General features: G+C 53.2%; 15 protein-coding genes. 8 read left to right on the top strand and 7 right to left on the bottom strand.

Going from position 1 to position 19,842, the window contains the following annotated elements:
* Nucleotides 1–18: 18 nt before the first annotated feature.
* From OH144_RS11885 to OH144_RS11855, 7 genes are all read left to right on the top strand, one after another.
* Nucleotides 19–3,570 (top strand): TonB-dependent receptor, encoded by a 3,552-nt coding sequence (locus tag OH144_RS11885; protein ID WP_266202457.1) that lies wholly within the window; start codon nucleotides 19–21, stop codon nucleotides 3,568–3,570.
* 27 nt (nucleotides 3,571–3,597) lie between these two features.
* Nucleotides 3,598–5,334, top strand: a complete 1,737-nt coding sequence (locus tag OH144_RS11880) for a RagB/SusD family nutrient uptake outer membrane protein (protein ID WP_266202456.1) — start codon at nucleotides 3,598–3,600, stop codon at nucleotides 5,332–5,334.
* Nucleotides 5,335–5,362: 28 nt separating this feature from the next.
* Nucleotides 5,363–6,310: a sugar phosphate isomerase/epimerase family protein gene (locus OH144_RS11875; RefSeq protein ID WP_266202455.1), complete on the top strand. Its 948-nt coding sequence runs from the start codon at nucleotides 5,363–5,365 to the stop codon at nucleotides 6,308–6,310.
* Between the two features lie 61 nt (nucleotides 6,311–6,371).
* Entirely contained in the window at nucleotides 6,372–8,057 is a 1,686-nt protein-coding gene (locus OH144_RS11870; RefSeq protein WP_266202454.1) for a BACON domain-containing protein, read from the top strand.
* Nucleotides 8,058–8,272: 215 nt separating this feature from the next.
* On the top strand, nucleotides 8,273–9,460 hold the full coding sequence (locus tag OH144_RS11865; RefSeq protein WP_266202453.1) for a hemopexin repeat-containing protein: 1,188 nt from the start codon (nucleotides 8,273–8,275) through the stop codon (nucleotides 9,458–9,460).
* A gap of 51 nt (nucleotides 9,461–9,511) precedes the next feature.
* Nucleotides 9,512–10,393 carry a phosphodiester glycosidase family protein gene (locus OH144_RS11860; RefSeq protein ID WP_266202452.1) on the top strand — a complete coding sequence of 294 codons (882 nt, stop codon included), beginning with the start codon at nucleotides 9,512–9,514 and terminating at the stop codon, nucleotides 10,391–10,393.
* 142 nt (nucleotides 10,394–10,535) lie between these two features.
* Nucleotides 10,536–11,627: an SGNH/GDSL hydrolase family protein gene (locus OH144_RS11855; RefSeq protein WP_266202451.1), complete on the top strand. Its 1,092-nt coding sequence runs from the start codon at nucleotides 10,536–10,538 to the stop codon at nucleotides 11,625–11,627.
* Between the two features lie 204 nt (nucleotides 11,628–11,831).
* On the opposite strand, the gene OH144_RS11850 is transcribed toward OH144_RS11855, so the two are convergent.
* The gene (locus OH144_RS11850; protein WP_266202450.1) at nucleotides 11,832–12,479 is read right to left on the bottom strand and encodes an SIMPL domain-containing protein; all 648 of its coding nucleotides are present in this window, start codon (nucleotides 12,477–12,479) and stop codon (nucleotides 11,832–11,834) included.
* 254 nt (nucleotides 12,480–12,733) lie between these two features.
* Between OH144_RS11850 and OH144_RS11845 the strand changes: the two genes are divergently transcribed.
* Nucleotides 12,734–13,240 (top strand): cupin domain-containing protein, encoded by a 507-nt coding sequence (locus tag OH144_RS11845; RefSeq protein WP_266202449.1) that lies wholly within the window; start codon nucleotides 12,734–12,736, stop codon nucleotides 13,238–13,240.
* A gap of 72 nt (nucleotides 13,241–13,312) precedes the next feature.
* Here OH144_RS11845 and OH144_RS11840 read toward each other — a convergent pair whose 3' ends face one another.
* The 6 genes from OH144_RS11840 to OH144_RS11815 form a co-directional block, all read right to left on the bottom strand.
* On the bottom strand, nucleotides 13,313–14,371 hold the full coding sequence (locus OH144_RS11840; protein WP_266202448.1) for an SDR family oxidoreductase: 1,059 nt from the start codon (nucleotides 14,369–14,371) through the stop codon (nucleotides 13,313–13,315).
* Nucleotides 14,372–14,531: 160 nt separating this feature from the next.
* Nucleotides 14,532–15,485 (bottom strand): YeiH family protein, encoded by a 954-nt coding sequence (locus tag OH144_RS11835; protein ID WP_266202447.1) that lies wholly within the window; start codon nucleotides 15,483–15,485, stop codon nucleotides 14,532–14,534.
* A gap of 53 nt (nucleotides 15,486–15,538) precedes the next feature.
* Complete coding sequence (locus tag OH144_RS11830) at nucleotides 15,539–16,441, bottom strand: LysR substrate-binding domain-containing protein (RefSeq protein WP_266202446.1); 903 nt, start codon at nucleotides 16,439–16,441, stop codon at nucleotides 15,539–15,541.
* Between the two features lie 106 nt (nucleotides 16,442–16,547).
* Nucleotides 16,548–17,873, bottom strand: a complete 1,326-nt coding sequence (locus OH144_RS11825) for a toxin-antitoxin system YwqK family antitoxin (protein WP_266202445.1) — start codon at nucleotides 17,871–17,873, stop codon at nucleotides 16,548–16,550.
* 34 nt (nucleotides 17,874–17,907) lie between these two features.
* Entirely contained in the window at nucleotides 17,908–18,441 is a 534-nt protein-coding gene (locus OH144_RS11820; RefSeq protein ID WP_266202444.1) for a HEAT repeat domain-containing protein, read from the bottom strand.
* Nucleotides 18,442–18,567: 126 nt separating this feature from the next.
* Entirely contained in the window at nucleotides 18,568–19,752 is a 1,185-nt protein-coding gene (locus tag OH144_RS11815; protein WP_266202443.1) for an acetyl-CoA C-acyltransferase, read from the bottom strand.
* Nucleotides 19,753–19,842 lie beyond the last annotated feature (90 nt).

The following is a 19,842-nucleotide window of genomic DNA, read 5'->3' as shown; positions in this document are numbered from 1 at the left end:
TTACCCAAAACCTTTTGTATGATGAAACAAATTCTACTATTCAAGAGCAGTAGGGGGCTCGGTGAATTGCTGCCCAATCCATTTCTGGTCCTGCGGTTCGTGGCCTTGGCGCTGTTCATGACGATCCTGCAGGTGCCAGCCTATGCCTACTCCCAGGGTATCTCTATTACGGAGCAGAATGCCCCCCTGAAGAAGGTGTTCAAGGACATCAGTAAGCAGAGTGGCTACCTTTTCCTGTATAACGACGAGCAGTTGCAGCAAGCCCATCCGGTTACACTTAACCTACAGGATGCGACGCTGGAGCGGGCACTGGCAGAATGCTTTGAAAACCAGCCTTTAACCTATAGTTTGGTTGAGAACACCATCGTGGTTAAGCCTGTGGAGGAGAAGTGGCCGCAGCAGAATGCTCTTACGGTGAAAGGAAAGGTAACAGACAAGGATGGTGTTGCGCTGCCTGGCGTTACGGTAGTGCTGAAGGGGACAAACAGAGGAGCACCCACCGATAGCGAAGGAAATTACTCTATCACGGTGCCTGATGGCAACGGCACCCTTGTGTTCTCCTACATTGGTTTTCAGGCCCAGGAAGTTCCCATCAACAACCGTGTCGACATCAATGTAACACTGGGTGAAGATGCTAAGGCGCTGGAGGAAGTGGTGATCGTGGGCTATGGTACGCAGAAGAAAGCCAACCTGACCGGTGCCGTGGATCAGATAAACGCAGCGGACATTGCCCTGCGCCCGGCCAACGACATTACCAGTTCCCTGCAGGGGCTGATGCCCGGCCTGAACATCCAGGTAAATGACGGCGACCCCACGGCAACCCCTGATATCAACATAAGAGGCTTCAACTCCATTAACGGAGGCGGGCCACTCGTGCTCATTGATGGCATTGAGGGGGATATCACCCGGGTGAACCCGCAGGATGTGGAAAGCGTGACAGTGCTGAAAGATGCTGCTTCTGCCGCCATCTATGGTGCCAGAGGTGCCTTTGGTGTTATCCTGATCACCACCAAGACCGGTAAGGCGGGCGAGATGGTGGTGAACTATTCCAACAACTTTGCCTGGACCACCCCCACCACCAGAACGGATTTCATTTCAGATCCCTACAAGTATGGAAAGACCGTGGATGCTGCCCTGTTCGGGTATAATGGTACCACCTACACCGGCTACAATGACCTGGACTGGGAGACGATCCGGATGGTAGCTAACGGCGAAATTGAGCCTTTCCATGAGCTGCAGGCAAACGGAACCTATAAGTTCTTCTACAACACCAACTGGTACGATTACCTATTCAAAAAGTACCAGTATTCCAACATGCACAACATCTCCGTATCCGGGGGAACCGAGAAGTTAAGAGGTTACCTGTCCGGAAGGGTTTATGACAGGGAAACGATCAACAACATCGCCGAGGGGGGCATGGACCGCTACAACCTGAAGGCCAATGTCACCTTTAAACCTAACAAATGGCTGGAGTTGTCTAATAATATCCTCTTCAACCAGGAGAAAGACGAGGAGTTCGGCGGCTTCCGAAACGGCTACGGCGGTATTTGGAGCACAACCACCTGGTACCAACTCTACCCGTTTGCACCTAACATGATTGACGGTGTGCCTACCGACGTGTTCGGGCAGGGCGGACCGGCTGCCATGGAGTATGGGCAGAACTGGGAGCGCAAAAATATCGAGGAGCTCACGAACACCTTCAGGGCGAAGGTTAATCCCCTGAAAAATCTCGAGTTCAACTTCAACTACAGCAACAGGTTTAATAATCAGGCCAGCTCTACCCGCCTTAACGAGTTTGAGTACCTGACCAGCACGCGTCTGGATCGGCAGACTGCTGGTGTCAATCGGCTTGGCGAGTGGCGCTGGAAGGACAACTATAACGCTTTGAACACCTACGGTACTTACTCGCTGAGCGTGGCCAACGACCATAACTTCAAGCTCATGGCAGGTTTTAACCAGGAGGAGTTTGAGCGGGACCGCGTTTTTGCCCAGCAAGGGGGGCTGCTGATCAGAGATCTTGCTAACCTGGCACTTGGTACAGAGATCATGGCTGCAGACGGAGCCTCGGAGCGCTGGGCCGTACGAGGGTACTTCGGACGCTTCAACTATGATTACGACGGCAAGTACCTGCTGGAGGTAAATGCCCGATACGACGGCTCTTCACGCTTCCCAACTGAGAGCAGGTGGGGCTGGTTCCCATCGGTATCGGCAGGCTGGCAGGTAAACCGGGAAAGCTTCTGGGAGCCGCTGGAGAACGCCGTGAGTTTCTTCAAGCTAAGAGCCTCGTATGGCTCCTTGGGCAACCAAAATATCTCCACCAACACTTTCCAGCAGACCATGAGCATTGGCAAATCTAATTGGTTGGACAATGGCCAGCCCATCATCTATGCCAGCGCGCCTAACCCGCTCCCTAAAGTAGTGAGCTGGGAGACAACCAGCACCATCAACTTCGGTGCTGACCTGGGCTTCCTCCGCAATAGACTGATGGCCTCCATCGATGTGTATGAGAAGAAAACAGAAGATATGTACCTGCCCGGCACGCCGCTGCCCGGAGTTTTCGGTGCCGCTGAGCCGAGGGAGAACTTAGCCTCCCTTAGAAACAGGGGCTTTGACCTGAGCCTGAGCTATAACAACAGCTTTGAGGTAGGAGGCTCGCCACTTCGTGTTTCAGCCACGGGCAGCGTGTCTAACTTCAAAGGTGTCATTACCAAGTTCGACAACCCGAACGGCCTGATGAGCACTTACTGGGAAGGACAGGAGTTGGGACAGATCTGGGGTTACCATGTAGCCGGGCAGTTTCAGTCGGATGAGGAGGCACAGGCCTACCAGAACTCTTTTGTAAACCCTTCCAACAGCCTGGGCAATGTGTACAACTACATCCTGAACGTGGTGCAGAACAACGACTGGAACAAGCTTCGCGCCGGTGACATCAAATATGTGGATGTAGACGGAGACGGCAGGATAGACCGGGGTAACTATACTTTAGAAGACCATGGCGACCTGCAGCCGATCGGGAATGCCATGCCGAAGTTCCCGTTTGGCTTTAACGTGAGCGCCAGTTGGAAAGGCTTTGACCTCTCTGTTGCCGGTGCCGGAGTAGCCAAGCAGAACTGGTACCCAACCGGTGATATTTACTGGGGCACCTACCAGCGTCCATACTTGTCTTTCCTGAGGGAAGACCTGGTGGATAACGCCTGGACCCCGGAGAAGCCCGGTAAATACCCGCAAATTGAAAGAGGTTATGCATCCCTGAACGGCGGCCGCTCCCTGTATGAGATGAACGACTATTACCTGGAGAACATCGGGTACCTGCGCGTGAAGAACATGACCTTCGGCTATACTTTACCGGAGGCACTGACCTCAAAAGTCAGCGTGAAAAAACTGCGGGTATACTTTAGCGGGGAGAACCTGCTCACCTGGCGATTCGGGGACCTGACCAGATATGTCGATCCGGAGCAGGCAGGGTCAGCCATCAACTACTCTAACCCCGGAAGCGCTGTCGGCAGAGCTGATTTGAGATCTTATCCTATGGGTAAAACTTATTCAATGGGTATCAACGTGACCCTTTAATTCACCCTGATGATATCAACGAAAAAGATGAATAGAATATACATAACTTCCGTTTTCGCGCTAATTGCCATCCTGTTCTCGGGTTGTGAGAAAGAGTTCCTGGACCGGCCACCTAAGGATGTGGTAGATGCGGAGTTCTTCTTTAAAACGGCCACCGACCTGGAAGTGGCAACCAATGATTTTTATTCCATGCTGCCAACCACCGCGGTGTATAGCGATGATGCCTCCTCGGATAACATCCTGCCGCTGATTGCATCCGAGAGGGTAAGGGGCGGCCGCATTGTGCCGACTAACCGGGGCAGTGGGGGATGGTCCTGGGGAAAACTCCGGGACATAAACTTCTTTCTGCAAAATTACCACCAGGTGCCCGACGAGGCGGCGAAGCGCAAGTATGGCGGCATCGCCCGCTTCTTCAGAGCCTACTTCTACTTCGAAAAGGTGCAGCGCTTTGGCGATGTGCCTTGGTACAGCAAAGTACTGGAGGCTGGCGACCCTGATTTGTACAAGGCGCGCGATTCCAGGAAAGTGGTGATCGATTCTGTGATGGCTGACATCAACTTTGCCATCGAAAACATCCCGGCGGAGGTGAAGCTCAACCGCATCACCAAGTATACGGCGCTGCTGCTGAAGGCCAGAATTGCCTTGTATGAAGGTACATTCCGGAAGTACCATGGGCTGGGCGATTACGAAGAACTGCTGCAGGAAGCTGCCGCTGCCTCCCAGGAACTGATCAATTCCGGGGCCTATCGCTTATTTACCACCGGAGGGGTAAACAGCGCTTACCGCGAGTTGTTCGCCAGAAACAACCAGGACGCGACCGAGACCATACTTGCCAGAGACTTTGACTCAGAACTGGGCCAGCACAACCTGGGCTATCTGATGACGGCGCCAACCCAGGGAGCCTGGGGCATTACCAAGGACGTGATCAACAGCTACCTGATGAAGGACGGCAGCAGGTTCACTGACATCCCGGGTTATGAGACGAAGGGATTCTATGAGGAGATGCAAAACCGCGATCCCCGCCTGACCCAAACTACGGCCGGGCCCGACTTCACCGTATACGGCGAGAGCACCCGCGAGCCTGTAAACCTAAACGGTACCACCACAGGCTACCGGGTAATCAAGGCCCTTCCGTCCAGAGACCAGTGGAGCGCCGCTTACTTCGACATCATTATTTTCCGTTATGCCGAAGCCTTGCTGATACTGGCAGAAGCCAAAGCCGAGTTAGGAACCCTTACGCAGCAGGACCTGGATATCAGCATCAATAAGCTCCGAGACAGGGTCGGCATGCCGCACCTTGACCTGGCGCAGGCCAATGCCAACCCGGATCCTTACCTGGCCGAAATGTACCCGAACGTGGATCAGGGAGCCAACAAAGGCGTTATTCTGGAGATCAGACGCGAGCGCAGAATTGAGCTCTTCAACGAGGGCCACCGATGGGATGACCTCATGCGCTGGAAAGAGGGCAAAAAGATCGAGCAGCCGATGCTGGGTATCTACTTCTCAGGCCTTGGCGCCCACGACTTCAACAACGACGGCAAGACGGACGTGTTCCTGCACGATGGTAACGCGGCTGGCGCACCTAAAGAGGCCTCCACCATCATCAACGTTCAGCAAAGGCCATTAACCAACGGCACCTCCGGCTACCTGAATCCCTTCCAGCTGGGCGGTTATTTCGACGAAAGCCGGGATTATTACTACCCGCTCCCGATCGAGGACCTGAGGCTGAACGAGAAGCTGGTGCAGAACCCTAACTGGGAATAAAAATTTCACACTTATGATACGAACTGAAATGTTAACGATACTACTTACCTGCCTGCTGAGCTTCAGCGCGTGCGATTCGGGAAAGGATTCGCCTGAGCCGGAAGAACCCGAGACGGAAACACCTGTGGTTCCCTTGGAAGTCGGCTATGGTCTGGGCATCGGCAACTTCACGCCTGAGAAGCTTCAGTATGCCAAATCGGTGGGAATAACCTATGTGGAGGCCTCGGGGATGGCTACTTTCCTGGATGGCAACCGGAAGTTCAGGCTTTCAGATGAGGAAATCATTAAAAAGCTGACTGACGCCAAGAAAGCGGCCGATGCGGCCGGTATTAAGGTATGGTCGGTGCATATGCCGTATGGCCAGAACATCGACCTTTCGATCATCAATGAGGAGGACCGGCAGGATGTGGTGGAAAAGCACAAGAAACTGATCGGCTTCCTGAAGATTCTTGAGCCGGAGGTCATCCTCTTCCATCCAAGCTATTACCTGGGGCTTAACGAGCGGGACATGCGCAAAAGCCAGTTGATTAAGTCTGCCATAGCGCTCGATGAAGCGGTACGGGGCATCAAGGCCACCATGGTGCTAGAGAACATGCTTGGCCCCGAGCTGACGGCCAGCAACGGCAGGGAGCGGCCGCTGATGCGCACAGTGGAGGAGACCCAGGAGATCTTCGCCCGGCTGCCCAAAACCATCTACTCGGCCATCGACATGAACCACATCAAGAACCCGGAGAACCTGATCAAGGCTATGGGGAGCCGCCTGAAAACGGTGCACATCGCCGATGGCACAGGGGCGGCGGAGAACCACTTTTTCCCTTGCTCGGGTGAGGGGAAAAACGACTGGAACGCCATTCTGGCAGCATTGGACCAGGTTGGCTATACCGGCCCCTTTATGTATGAGAGTGCTTTCGAAGATGAAAAAGACCTCTTAACCTGCTACCAGACGCTTTACAGCAACTATAGCAATAGCAAGTAGGCAGGCAAGTATAAATGCCTGTTGTGGCGGATGCCTCTGATCACTAAAACAGAATCAAGTCATGGACAAAATGTTATACTTCAATTATATCACACGGTTCCTGCTGGGAGCCCTTCTACTTCTGAACCTATCCGGCTGTAAAGAGGATGAGGATGCGGTTGAGCCGAAGCTGTTTCTGGAGAACGAAACGTTCTCTGTGGCTAACACCAGCAGCAAACACACCATCGTGTTTTTAACCAACCAGCCCTGGCAGGTCGCCTCGGACGCAGACTGGATCGTTTTTGACGAAACAAGCGGGGAAAAAGGAAAGATTAGTCTTGCATTCACCGTGCTGGAAAACGACGACGACGAAAGAACTGCCAAAATCACAGTCTCTGCAAACGGGGTGACGCAGCAAGAAATTCAGGTGGTGCAGGAAGCCGGAAACAGGGACGACATTTACGTGAAGGTGGGTGCATCCGGAGAGGGATACTCCTGGGAGGAGGCCACCAGCCTGGAGAACGCTCTGGCCATAGCGGTTAGCGGGAATACGATTCACATTGCCGAGGGCATCTACACGCCTACTGTAACCGTTACGGGTGGCGATGCCACAGATGCCGGGGACGTAACTTTTGAAATAGGCAAGTATGTGCGGCTGAAAGGAGGCTACCCGGCCGATGCTGCCGAAGGCAGTGAGGCAAATCATCAACAGCATGCCACCATCCTTTCCGGTGGAGGAGTGGCCTACCACGTGGTGACCGTATCGGCACCTAAGACAGAAGGCCAGAAAGTGGTACTCGAAGGCCTGCGCATCACTGATGGCAAGGCCGGTACGGCAACCTCTTCTGCTACCATCAACGGGACGAACTTCCGGAGAGACTATGGCGGCGGCGTAACCATTGGCAACGCCGTGGTGGACATACTCAACACCGAGATTGTGGAAAACAAATCGGATAAGAACGTGGCGGGTCTTTACGCCTTCGACGGCTCGGTGGTGACCATCCGCAACAGTAAGATAAACAACAACGCCTCCTCTGGAAATGCCGGGGGGGTATGGATCAGCGAGTCCGAGGCCCATATCTATGATTCTGAGGTAAGTGGCAACTCGGGAGGGACAGCAGCCGGTGTGCACGGTTACCCGGATGCTACGGTTAACATGTATAACTCGGTGATCGCAGATAACCAGGGCCGGTCTTATGGTGCCGCCTTTTACATCAGGGCCAATTCAAAAGGACTGTTAGTGAACTGCCTCATCATCAATAACAGTAGTACCTCCAAAAACGGCGGTGGCGGCGTGATGATGTATGATAACAACGAAGCGAGCATTGTCAATACCACTATCACCGGAAATACCATCGCAGGCCCGGGCGGTGGGGTTTACCGAAGAGCCGGAGTCAACAAGGTGAGCATCTACAACTCCATTATCTCAGGCAACGTGCAGGCAAACGACGGACCTGATGTGGATGTGTATGAAACCGATGCTCCGGCACCCGTTATTCAGTCGTCGGTGTTAGGAAGCGTAGCCTATAATGCAGGAGGGGAAGCAATAGAAGGCGCCAGCTTTAATGCGGGCACGATGTTAAATACAGAATACCTTCCTGTTGGAGAAAACAATCCTGCGCTAGAGCATGGGATGACAACGGAGGACCTGGTAAGGGTTGGCAACAGCCTTAAACCTGCAGTAGAGGCCAGCCTGATCTCGGCTGACCTGCTGAAAAACAGCCGCTCCGGATTGCGCACCATGGGAGCCCTGGTGGCTGGCCAGTAAACTTTTGAAACAGATACGGAGAGCTGCAGTATAGCTCTCCGTATCTGTTTATACTTACCCTCAAAATGGAGGAGTGTCTACTGAAGTATAAAAGCATGACCGGAAGTACGGCGCGGTAGCTGCGCCCCCTTTGGTGATACCAACAGCTTATGATGAAAAGTAAATTTTACCGAAATTTTCAAACCGCCAGGCTAGTCTTAGTTTTGTTTTTAAGCTTGTTCGTTTTTCAGGCATTTGGGCAGCAGGGTGCGGCGGGCAGAAAGAACGGCATGCTTATTCTAGGTTCCGCCGATAAGAAGACGCTGGTGGAAAGAGTTGACATTGGCTACAGGCTCTACAAGTCCGCTGTCCCGTTCGATTATATCATTGTTTCAGGCGGTTGTGCCGCGCACCAGTCAGCCATCTGCGAGGCAACAGAAATGACAAGCTTGCTGGTTGAAAAAGGAGTTCCTGCGGAGATCATCTTTAAAGAAGAGAAATCTAAGAACACGGTGCAGAACTACGTTTACAGCAGGATGCTCAGAAAGGCGGACGGCTCCAGCGTCATCAGCCCGGGGGATAAGCTGTATGTGGTTTCAAACCACTGGCACGCCATTCCGGTGGCCGCTCGCTTTACCGAAAACGACAGCGTTACAGCGGTATACCATATTGAAGGGGGCATTCTTCCTAAAAATACCGACAAGGTAAACTATACCAATATCTTCGATCCTACCGTGGGCAGTGATGCCTTTGGTGCCAAAGCCCTTTGGCCCCTGGTTGGCGCCAGCTTTTCTGTGGAGAACAAAAAGAAGGGACCTATCACCTCTTATCGCTTGATGGGCGAGGTAGTGTCTGTGCAAGGTGCAGCAGAGCCGGGCGAGGGAAAAGTCCAGCGGGTTGCCCAAGCCCTGCCGGCTATACCTGCTAACTGGGCCGGCGCGGTGGATGCCGCTTATCATAACAGCATCGACAACAAAGTATACATATTCAGGGGAGGGGAATATGCCCGATTCTCGCCTGAGGCCAAAGCACTGGATGCCGGCTACCCGAAGCCGTTGTCGGACCTGGTGAAGAACCTGCCGGCGAATTGGCAGAGTGGCTTCCTGGATGCTGCCTTCTTTCACCCGAAGAGCCGGGAGATTTTTCTTTTTAAAGGAGAGGAGTACCTGCAGCTGTCTGCCAGGAACCACAGCATTGCCGCCGGCTTCCCCAAGAAAATCAACACTTTTGTGCCTGACTGGCCTTTTGCCTGGGGGAGCGGCGATCTGGACGCCGCCGACTACAACAGCAAAGAGAACAAAATTTACCTGTTCAGGGGGAAAGAATATGTAATCATTTCAGGGGACAAGGCGCCCAAGCTCGAGCCGGGCTATCCGAAGAAAATAGAGTTGGCCTGGCCAGAAGCCATACTTGGAAAGCAATAAGATACCATACTGAAGCACTTGCCAGTCAGCATCGAAGTAAACATAAGTAGCATGAAAAAGCTTTTAGCCCTATTCTTAATCCCGGCCATGGTTTTGGTTGGGTGCTCCAATGATGATGTTACCCCATCCGCACCTCCGGTTGTAGAGGCGCCTAAAACAGCTGCCGAACAGGTGGCCAGTGCGGATTGGGAAACCAAGAAAGTGTCGGAGGCCATTGTATGGAAGTACAAGCACTTTAAAGACCTTTTTAGCTCCAATCAAAGCATCACCATTCTGGATATTGACCTGAACGATGCGGGTATGAACGTGGAGGTGCCGCATGTGACCTCGGGCTTTATCAAAACAAGCGAAGCAGCTGCCAGTGTAGGTGCCACAGTGGCTATCAACGGGTCTTTTTTTGACACTTCGAAAGGTGGTTCCACGGTCTTCTTCAAGAAAAACGGGGAGATCATAAACACCACCCGGAGCGGCTTTACCCCCTACCGGGAGAACGCTGGCTTTGCCATTGGAGCGGACGGAAGCATCTCCGTTGTGAAGAAGCCCGCAGCAGGCTGGAGCGCTCTAACCCAGGCCCACACCCTGCTGGCATCCGGCCCATTGCTCGTTTTAGAAAATAAGCCGGTAGATCAGGTGCAGGAAGTTTTCAACACCAACCGCCACCCCAGAACGGCTGTGGGCATTACGGCCGACAATCATCTTATTGCCGTGGTGGTGGATGGCAGGTTCACCGAGGCGCATGGCATGACGACCGAGGAACTGGCGACGGTGATGCACGCGCTAGGCTGCGTGGAGGCCATGAACCTAGATGGAGGGGGTTCCTCTACGGCCTGGATCAGAAACAGGGGCGTGGTGAACTACCCTTGCGACAACAAGAAGTTTGATCATGCAGGAGAGCGCGGCGTAGCGACAGCCGTAGCCTTTGTGCAGAACTAACCGCTAAGAAATCCAAAAGGTATGCGAGGCAGGTATGGGGTTATACTTCATACCTGCTTCCTTTTATGTTTTACTTCACCAGGCTGCTCCCTGATCAGAAAATCCAATGCGAAATCGATTTTAAAGTTTTTACTCCCGAAGTATGAAATTTTATCTTGTGAAATGGGCACTGGCTGTACTTTTCGCCGCTACTGCTGCCTTATCCAATGCACAGTCCACTGTTTATACTTCTGCCACTGAGTTGACACTGGTCGGGAAAATAATGCCCACCCCACAGGTTTACCACAGGGTGGACACGGCGGCGTACCCGGGGATGCCCAAGGCGGTAAACCGGCTATTGACCAATTCAGCAGGCCTGGCTATTGCCTTTAAGACCAACAGCACGTCTATCTCGGCGAAGTGGTGTACCGGTCCGCGTACTGCCTTATCCAACATGACGGCCATTGCTTATGAGGGGCTTGACCTCTACATCAAAAAGGATGGCCGGTGGCAATTTGCCGGTGTAGGAAGGCCCGACGGCGACTGTACGGAGTATACCCTGGTGCGTAACATGGCGGAGGGGGAGAAAGAGTGCCTGCTTTACCTGCCTTTGTATGACGAGGCAACCAACCTGGAGATCGGGGTAGCGGAGGGAGCCTCGATACAGCCCTTGCCTGACCCTTTCGAGAAGCGCATCCTCATGTATGGCTCCAGTATCCTGCAAGGTGCCTCGGCCAGCAGACCAGGAATGGCCTATCCCGCCCGCCTGAGCCGGGACACGGGCCTGAACTTTCTGAACCTGGGCCTGAGTGGCAGCGCCAAGATGGAGAAGGCAGTGGCCGACATGATCACCACGGTCGAGGCAGATGCCTTCGTGCTGGACTGCGTGCCTAATTCCTCCCCTGAGGAGATCCGCGAGCGCACCGCCTACCTGGTGAACACCATCCGGCAGCATCATCCGAAGGCGCCCATCCTGGTTATTCCAAGCACTGTCCGTGAAAACGGGGCTTTCGACCAGGTGATAGGGAACAGAGTGAAGGCGCAAAACAAGCAGATAGAGGAGGAGGTAAACAAACTACTGCGCAGCGGTGTGAAGGATTTATACTTGCTCTCATACAAGAAGCAACTGGGCGATGACCATGAAGGCACGGTGGATGGCTCGCACCCGAATGACCTGGGCTTCGACCGCATGCTGCTGCAGCTAAAGCCACAGATCGTATCTATACTTAAGAAGTATAAAATAAAGGCGGATTAGGCCTGTCACTTAATGCCCAAAAGCCATCTGATTACTAGATGGCTACTCCATGGTATAGTTTATTTAAAGTGTTATAGGTGTATTTATAAGCAATAAATCTTTAGGAATATATTATTTTTAAAATACCATTGAGGATCAGTTAAATGGGTTTAATGTACGGTTATCTCACTCTATCCTCCTTTTAACCGGCACTCCACCCTTTCCCTACCCAATCCGCCACGTAATCGTCACCGTTTCCGTCACATCAATGTTATCGGGTTCAAAGTCCGGAGTGGCTTCGTAGGTAGACTTCACATCGGCTGCGTATAGGGCGTAGTCGTGGTGCTGCGAGCGGATGGTGAGTTCGCGGTAGGAGTAGTCGATGTCGAGGATCTCCAGCAGCTCCACCCCGGTGGCCCCGGCAATGAGGGCGGCATTTTCCTTCGCCTTGGCGATGGCCAGCAGAATAAGCTGCTGCTGTTGCTCAGATGCGTCTTTAACCCCGAAGGCGATGCTAAAGTCGAGGTTTTCCATGCTTTTGGCCACCTGGACCAGCAGCTGGTTGATGAGGCTTTTGTCCAGGGGCAGCTCCAGTTCCAGGTGGTGCGAGGCCCTGAAGCCGTTGAACTCATAGGTATCGGTTTGCTTGTTGCGGGCGGTTTCTTTCCGGATGCTGAAGTCCTTTGTCTTCAGGTTCTTTCGCTCCACGCCCACCGCCTCAACAATCGTGCGGAGCTCCTCCACCTTCCTGTTCAGCGCATTTACTGTTTTCTCGTACTCCCACTCGTGCGCCGAGGCATCAAAGGAAAGTATGACCATGTCGGGTGCAACAGCCAGTTTGCCCCTGCCCGTAATCTGTAGCTTGCGTTCCATAGCTTTATCGTTTTAGAAGGATTGAGTTATATAAATATAGTAAACATAATCTATATTAAGTGCTACAGAGAGGCGGTGTTTATGCGTGCATCCGGGCAAGTGGAACGTATGGAGTCATTATAAACACTGCCTTTATACTTCAGGCGCGCCAGTTAACACAATCTTTTTACTGAAAACTTCTCAGGTTTATTCCGTATTGCTATCTTCAATTCTTGAAATAATTCGAACACTAAATCAGAAACGACAGAGTAGATATGGCGTCAGTAACAGACATGAAGGAAAAGCTATTCGGGGAACTGGAGCAGGAGCTTCAGGCCAAGGGCTTTAGCATAGACAAACAGGACCGGTCGCGCCCCTGGGGTGGCTTTTTTGTGATAGATGAGGCGCAGGCACAGCGGTTTGCCGATACCTACTTTAACGGTATTTCGGTAGATGAGCTGAAGATCTCCGGCAAGCTGAGCCCAAAGATCCTGGTGGTGGCTCCGGAGAAAAGGCTGTCGTGGCAGTACCATCACCGCAGAGCCGAGATATGGCGTGCCGTAAAAGGCACGGTAGCCGTGGTTACCAGCAACACCGATGAGGAAGGCGAGCAGAAAGTGCTTCAGCCCGGCGACCAGATAAAGCTGCAGCAAGGGGAGCGCCACCGCCTGGTGGGTTTGAGCGACTGGGGCGTACTGGCCGAAATCTGGCAGCACACCGATGTCGCTCATCCATCCGACGAAGAGGATATTGTACGGGTGCAGGACGACTTCGGTCGCTAAGTTATTCCTTCAGAAGAAAAGGAGAGGCCGCTACTGGTAAGGTAGCGGCCTTTTTTGTTTCTGAAAGTATACTTATATCTCATAATTCAGCACGTCCTCCTCATCCCTTGACCATTTCCTGGAAAGTATACCGCCCAGTGCCAGAGCCCCGATAGCCAGAGCCCCTGTCAGCACTTCCTGGCGGTGCAGGCTCAGCCATACCTGCGGACTGGTGTAAGTGGCCTTGTCGTCGAAGGTGCCGTGGGCGCCGTGGTCGCCGGGTAGCGGCGCATACAGGTTGTTCTGGCGGTTCGGATCCTCGGGCTCGTCCGTCTGCTGTCCCTTAAAGCCGTCCCGGGCCAGTACCAGGTCTGCATACCATGGCGCAATTTTGTTGCCGATGATCGCTTTCAGGGTAGGATAGCCCACGCGGTACTCGCGGCGCTCGTGCTCAGCGGCATACACGATTACCTCGGCTGCCACTTCCGGCTGGAAAATAGTACCCATCGGTCGGGGCTTGTTCGGTAACCGCGACTTCACGAACATAAACTGGGTTGTGTTCATGGCGGGCAGTTGCACCATGGTGATTTTCACGTTGCTCTTGTCGTGTATGAGTTCGGTGCGCAGCGAGTCGTAGAAGCCCTGGATGGCGTGCTTGGCCCCGCAGTAGGCCGATTGCAGCGGGATGCCCCGGTACGCGAGCGCCGACCCCACCAGCACGATCGAGCCGCGGTCGCGGGGCTGCATCCGCTTCAGGGCCGACAGGGTGCCGTATACCTGGCCCAGGTAGGTCACATCGGTGACGCGCTTATAGTCATCCGGCTCCATTTCCTTTACCGGGCTGAAAACGCTGTTCATGGCGTTGTTCACCCACACCTCTATCTCTCCCAGTTCCTGTTCAATCCTTGTAGCGGCATCCTCCACAGCCTGGGCATCAGCCACATCTACGGGCACATACACGGCCCTGCGGCCCATTTGCTCCACCTCGCGCTTGGCACCTTCCAGTCCTTCCACACCACGGGCCAGCAGCCCCACATCATACCCCTGCCTGGCAAACTCGCGGGCGCAGGCACGCCCCAGACCAGCAGAGGCTCCGGTAATAACAGCTACCCCCTTGCGGGCGCCGCTGTGTTTGTTTTCATCCGTTGTCATTTTGTATCGCTTAAATTTATACGTTGCTTTTGCTGATGGTACGCCTGCCCATCCATCATAGTTATGGAACGGGCGGGGCTGGTATCTTTAAAACAGAAAAGCACCCTGTTTAGAGCGCTTTTCTGTTTTAGCTACTGTCGGTGAGGCGGCTGTCTGTTCCTTACATAATCACCAGCAAGGATACTACTGAAACCAGTACCCATAGCCCGAGCCCGAGAACGAGGGGCCGCCAGCCTACTGCACGGATTTTTTCGACGGACAGGCCGGAACCAATCAGGAAGAGCGTGGCTACCAGCGCTGCACGGGCCATAGTAGTAACAGGCTGGTTGAACGAGGCTACATAGGGTAAGTAGCTGTTAGCCAGCATGGCCAGTACAAATAAGCCTATAAACCAGGGGATGCTGATTTTCTTGTTTTTGCCGCAGAATAATATGGCAGAGAGGAGCGATACAGGGATAATCCAAAGGGCCCGGGCCAGCTTCACGACAGTTGCCACCTCCAGGGCCTGCTGGCCATAGGCGGCAGCGGCTCCTACTACTGAACTGGTATCATGTATGGCTACGGCAGCCCAAAGCCCAAACTGATGCTGCGTAAGCCCTAGGAAATGCCCAAGAGGCGGAAATACCAGCAGTGCCACCGAGTTGAGCAGGAACACAGTGCCAAGCGATACGGAAATTTCTTTTTCGCAGGCATCAATTACCGGGGCCACGGCAGCAATGGCACTGCCCCCGCAAATGGCTGTACCGGATGCCAGTAAGTGTGCTGTTCTGGCATTGATGTGCAGCAGGCGCCCTAGTAAAAATCCGGCCGTGAGTACGACTGCTATAGTTCCCAGTGTCAGCAGCAGCCCGTCTTGGCCCGCCACAACAGCGTTTTGCAGATTCATGCTGAAGCCCAGCCCCACCACCGAGGCCTTCAGCAGCCAGTTAGTGGCTTTATGGTTCAGGTGTAAAAAAGGATGCCCCAGAAAATGAGTGAACAGAAACCCTGCCACCAAGGCTGCTGGACTAGTAACCCAGGGGGTAGTGCACAGGCCTAGCGCAAGTATAAAGGCAGCTTTCTTAATGTATATGGAGGTGTATGCTTTTGCCTGCCGTTGTTTGATAGTTTTCATGCTACAAAGTTAAGTGAGGCGGCAAGGCAGGGCCAATCATATATGCTGATGGCTTATAACAAGGGGTTATAACGGTTGCGGCAAAACTGGCAGAACTGGAGCACCAGCCGCGCATGTTGCCCGTGCCGCATACAAAACCGGAACGTGCGGTGCATGGCAGGCCCGGTGATTTCAACTATCTTCAGTTTACCCGCAGCCAGTTCGCCAGCTATGGTATGTACAGACAGGAAAGCGTAGGCATGGGAGTGCAGCAGGTACTGTTTTATACTTTCGGTGCTGCCTAGCTCAATTTCTACCTGCAGGTCTTTGCGGCGGAGTTGTAGCTTTTCCAGTGCCGCTTCTACAATATCTCGCGTTCCTGAGCCAGGCTCGCGCAATACCAGCGGAACATGAAGTAAATCCTGAGGCGTGATTTCGGTTGTAAGGGAATTCAAGTTGCTGATGCTGGTCACGAGGACCAGCTCATCCTGCACAAAAGGCTCGTAGTGCAGCTGCGGAAGCTGGGTTTCGCCTTCCACCATGCCTACATCAATGCTGCCGTCCTGCAGCAACGCCTCTATGTGCTCTGTGTTTTCGCTAATGAGGGTAAGCTGCACGCTGGGGTAGCTTTTTTTAAATTGGGCCAGCAGCGGGGGCAGAATATATTGGGCAATGGTGGTGCTAGCTCCAATGCGCAATAGTCCGGCCTGCTGTTGCTGCAGGTGCCCTATCTCCTCGCTCAGGCTTTGGTAGAGCGACAGAATCTGCCGGGCATACTCCTGTAGTAATTTCCCTTCGCTCGTCAGGCTTATCCGGCTACCGTGCCGGTGGAAGAGTGGCTTTCCAATTTGCTTCTCCAACTCATTTATGTGCCTGGTAACGGCTGGCTGCGAGATAAAAAGGGCGTGGGCAGCTTTCGTAAAGCTCAGCTTCTCGGCTACGGCCTGAAATACGCTTAGTCTGAAGTCAATGATCATCTGGTGGTATGGGCAGCAGTTAAGTATAGCTATGGTTAAGGTAGTGCCTTAGGCTAAAACAGCAAAAGCACCCGTGTGCGGGTGCCTTTGCTGCAGTGTTTTATACTTATTTGTCCTTTTCCTCCATCACCTGGCCGTTGCGGTAAAGGCGCGTTTTAACCACCTTGCCCTCGAGGCTATGGTACTTCCAGGTGCCGGTTTCGCGGTTATTACGGAACTGACCCAGCACTTCTGTTTTACCATCCTCAAAGTAAGCCTTGTAAGGCCCAAAGCGCAGGCCATCCTTGTGGTTGGTTTCGGATTTCACCTTGCCGGACGGGTAGTACGTATAACTTACGCCAATGATCTTGCCGCTCTCATACACCTGCTTTTCCTGTATCTGGCCGTTGTCGTAGTAGCTCAGGCGCTCACCGGTGAGCCTGTCGGCGTTGTAGTTCTCGCTGAGCTGTACCTTTTTGCCCGGGGCATCAAAGTATATTTTCCAGTTACCCTGCTTTTTCTTGTCTTTCAGCTGCTCCTCGGCCTGCAGGTGGCCGCTAGGGAAGTAGCGCAGGGTTTTCGCCGTAGAGCCGTTGCTGCTGGTCGTGATCTCTTCCTTCAGCTTTCCGTCTTCATAGAAATACTGCGCGGTGCCGTTTATTTCGCCGTTTTTATAGTTGATGACGCTGCGTGTCTGCCCACTCTCAAAGTATGATTTGGCCGGGCCGTGCATCTTGCCGGCTACAAACTGGCCTTCGGTGCTGAGCTTGCCGCTGCGGTAGTAGCTTTTGTAAGTGCCCTGCTTCTCGCCGGCTACATTCTGCACCTCCGTCTGCACCTGGCCGTTGTCGTAGAAGGTTTTGTAGGATCCTTGCAGCATACCGTTGCTGTAGCTGGCCTCTGTCTCGGGGTTGCCGTTGGTATAGTACGTTTTGGCCGGGCCGTTCTGCTTGCTGTTGCGGTAGGTCATCTCAGACTTCAGCTTGCCCGACGGGTAATACTCACGCACCACGCCTTCCGGGAAACCGTTCACGAACTCCGTTTCCTTTTGCAGGGTGCCATCCGGGTTGTAGGTTTTGTAGAGCTTGCTCTGCTTGTCGTTCTCAAAGTAGCCTTCCTGCAACAGTTTGCCGTCGGGGCGGTAGGCTTTAAAGGGGCCCTGCTTTACATCCTGCTGGTAGGTGAGCTGCAGCTTGGGTTGGCCGCTCGGGTAGAACTCAGTGTATACACTGTCCTTTTTGCCGGCCACAAACTTAATCAGCGCTTCGCGCTCGCCGGTAGGGTAGTAACGGTTGTAATAACCCACTATGGCTGAGTCCGGTGTGATGAAATACTCTTCCTTCACCTGGGTATAATTATCATCGTAATAGGTTACGACCTTTCGTTTGTCCTGCCCGAAAGCCAGGGAACTAAAGAGTAAAGCAGCAGGCAGGAGTGAGAGCAATTTCGCCATAGGGAATAAAACTGTCTGGTAATACGGTATAAGGTTATACTTTCTTTTTGATGATCTCCTTTGATACTAACCTCAGGAACGGGTCCGTATCTTTTAGAAACTTCTGAGCCAGTTCAACCGCTTTTGTAGGGTTGACCTTGCCCAAACTCAGCAATGCCCTTCTCTTCACATACTTGTCGTCGTTGCGGTTTATCAGGTTAACGAGAAGCTGCTCCCTGTTCTCCACGTCAGCATTTCCAAGCAACTCAGCCATCTGCCATTTAGCCTGTGGCTGGTTAGAGTTAACGGCCTTTTTAACGAACCGAAGCTTGCTCTCTAGTTTCTCCTCGATGCTCCTAAGGACTTGCCCGGATTCATTATCTATGGCAAGCGCATAAACGAGCAGCTGGGCCAGGTCGTGGTTGAACTCCTTATTAAGCTGTTCTACCGCTTCATTTGCAGCCTTATACAAGGCATCCCAACCAGGGTATTCTACTTCCCACTCACCTAAACCTCTGTTTTCAGTGTAAGTGTCTGGCGTCATACCTGCCCACTCCCAGAATTTAGCTAGTTCGGTTTCTAATGACATAGGTGATTTAACATTGATAAACATCAAAAGTATAGGAAACAGTTTAATTGGATGGCTAAGGTATAAAAAAAGAAGCCTTACGCGCTAAACGTAAGGCTTCCCGCAAAATGTATGCCCAAGGGCAGTTTATACTTTCTCGATCACGATGGCAGAGGCACCGCCGCCGCCGTTGCAGATACCGGTTACACCGATTTTGCCACCTTTCTTATCCAGCACGTTGCAGAGCGTGGCGACGATACGCGCCCCGGAAGCCCCCAGCGGGTGGCCCAGCGATACAGCACCGCCAAACACGTTCACGTTGCCGCCTTCCAGGCCCAGTTTCTGGTTGTTGGCGATGGATACTACCGAGAAGGCCTCGTTGATTTCATAGAAATCCACCTCGGAGGCATCTACTCCGGCGTTCTTCAGCGCCTTCGGAATAGCCAGCGATGGGGTAGTGGTGAACCAGATCGGGTCCTGCTCGGCATCGGCAAAACCACGGATCTTGGCAATTGGCTTCACGCCCAGCTCTTCAGCTTTCTCCTTGCTCATCAGCACCAGCGCAGCGGCACCATCGTTCAGGGTGGAGGCGTTGGCAGCCGTTACCGTACCGGCCTTGTCGAAGACAGGCTTCAGGCCAGGGATTTTATCGAAGTTAACTTTAGAGAACTCTTCATCTTCCGCTACTACCATGGGGTCTTTGCCGCGTTGCGGAACTTCCACGGCCACGATCTCGTCCTTCAGCAGGCCAGCCTTCGAGGCCTCGGCTACCTTTTTGTAGGAGTTGACGGCGTACTCATCCTGCATCTCGCGCGTGATCTTCAGCTCACGGGCCGTGTTCTCGGCCGCGTTACCCATATGGAAATCGTTGTACACGTCCCACAGGCCGTCTTTCAGCAGGCCGTCGATCATCTGGCCATGGCCCAGCTTAGAACCGAAACGGGCTTTGTCGAGGTAGTAAGGCACGTTGCTCATGCTCTCCATGCCGCCCGCCACGATCACATCCTTATGGCCCAGCATAATGGCCTGCGCCGCGAACATGATGGCCTTAGAGCCGGAGGCGCATACTTTGTTGATGGTCGTACACTCCACCTCATGGCCCAGTCCGGCAAAAATAGCTGCTTGGCGTGCAGGGGCCTGCCCCAGGTTGGCAGAGATCACGTTGCCCATGATCACCTCCTGCACTTCTTTTTTATCCACGCCGGCCTTCTCCAGGGCTCCTTTAATAGCTGCCGCACCAAGCTGGGTAGCCGAGAGGCTGGCCAGGGCACCGCCAAAGGAACCGATGGGGGTACGAACCGCCGAAATGATATATACTTCTTTCGTTTGCATAGTTTTGATTTACTTTATTGGGTTTTGTTGTGAAGTTACAGGGATTTGCGCTCAAAAACAAACGAGCGTTAGCTATCCCGAAAGACCTCG

This window comes from Pontibacter kalidii, from assembly GCF_026278245.1.
GTDB classification, from domain to species: domain Bacteria; phylum Bacteroidota; class Bacteroidia; order Cytophagales; family Hymenobacteraceae; genus Pontibacter; species Pontibacter kalidii.
Note: the sequence above shows the minus strand (reverse complement) of the source record. Positions and strands in the feature narration are given on the sequence as shown.

Excerpts from the sequence above, each read along its gene's own strand:
- OH144_RS11885 (WP_266202457.1), top strand. The coding sequence starts at position 19 with ATGATGAAACAAATTCTACTATTCAAGAGCAGTAGGGGGCTCGGTGAA.
- OH144_RS11880 (WP_266202456.1), top strand. The coding sequence starts at position 3,598 with ATGAATAGAATATACATAACTTCCGTTTTCGCGCTAATTGCCATCCTG.
- OH144_RS11875 (WP_266202455.1), top strand. The coding sequence starts at position 5,363 with ATGTTAACGATACTACTTACCTGCCTGCTGAGCTTCAGCGCGTGCGAT.
- OH144_RS11870 (WP_266202454.1), top strand. The coding sequence starts at position 6,372 with ATGGACAAAATGTTATACTTCAATTATATCACACGGTTCCTGCTGGGA.
- OH144_RS11860 (WP_266202452.1), top strand. The coding sequence starts at position 9,512 with ATGAAAAAGCTTTTAGCCCTATTCTTAATCCCGGCCATGGTTTTGGTT.
- OH144_RS11855 (WP_266202451.1), top strand. The coding sequence starts at position 10,536 with ATGAAATTTTATCTTGTGAAATGGGCACTGGCTGTACTTTTCGCCGCT.
- OH144_RS11850 (WP_266202450.1), bottom strand. The coding sequence starts at position 12,479 with ATGGAACGCAAGCTACAGATTACGGGCAGGGGCAAACTGGCTGTTGCA.
- OH144_RS11845 (WP_266202449.1), top strand. The coding sequence starts at position 12,734 with ATGGCGTCAGTAACAGACATGAAGGAAAAGCTATTCGGGGAACTGGAG.
- OH144_RS11840 (WP_266202448.1), bottom strand. The coding sequence starts at position 14,371 with ATGACAACGGATGAAAACAAACACAGCGGCGCCCGCAAGGGGGTAGCT.
- OH144_RS11835 (WP_266202447.1), bottom strand. The coding sequence starts at position 15,485 with ATGAAAACTATCAAACAACGGCAGGCAAAAGCATACACCTCCATATAC.
- OH144_RS11830 (WP_266202446.1), bottom strand. The coding sequence starts at position 16,441 with ATGATCATTGACTTCAGACTAAGCGTATTTCAGGCCGTAGCCGAGAAG.
- OH144_RS11825 (WP_266202445.1), bottom strand. The coding sequence starts at position 17,873 with ATGGCGAAATTGCTCTCACTCCTGCCTGCTGCTTTACTCTTTAGTTCC.
- OH144_RS11820 (WP_266202444.1), bottom strand. The coding sequence starts at position 18,441 with ATGTCATTAGAAACCGAACTAGCTAAATTCTGGGAGTGGGCAGGTATG.
- OH144_RS11815 (WP_266202443.1), bottom strand. The coding sequence starts at position 19,752 with ATGCAAACGAAAGAAGTATATATCATTTCGGCGGTTCGTACCCCCATC.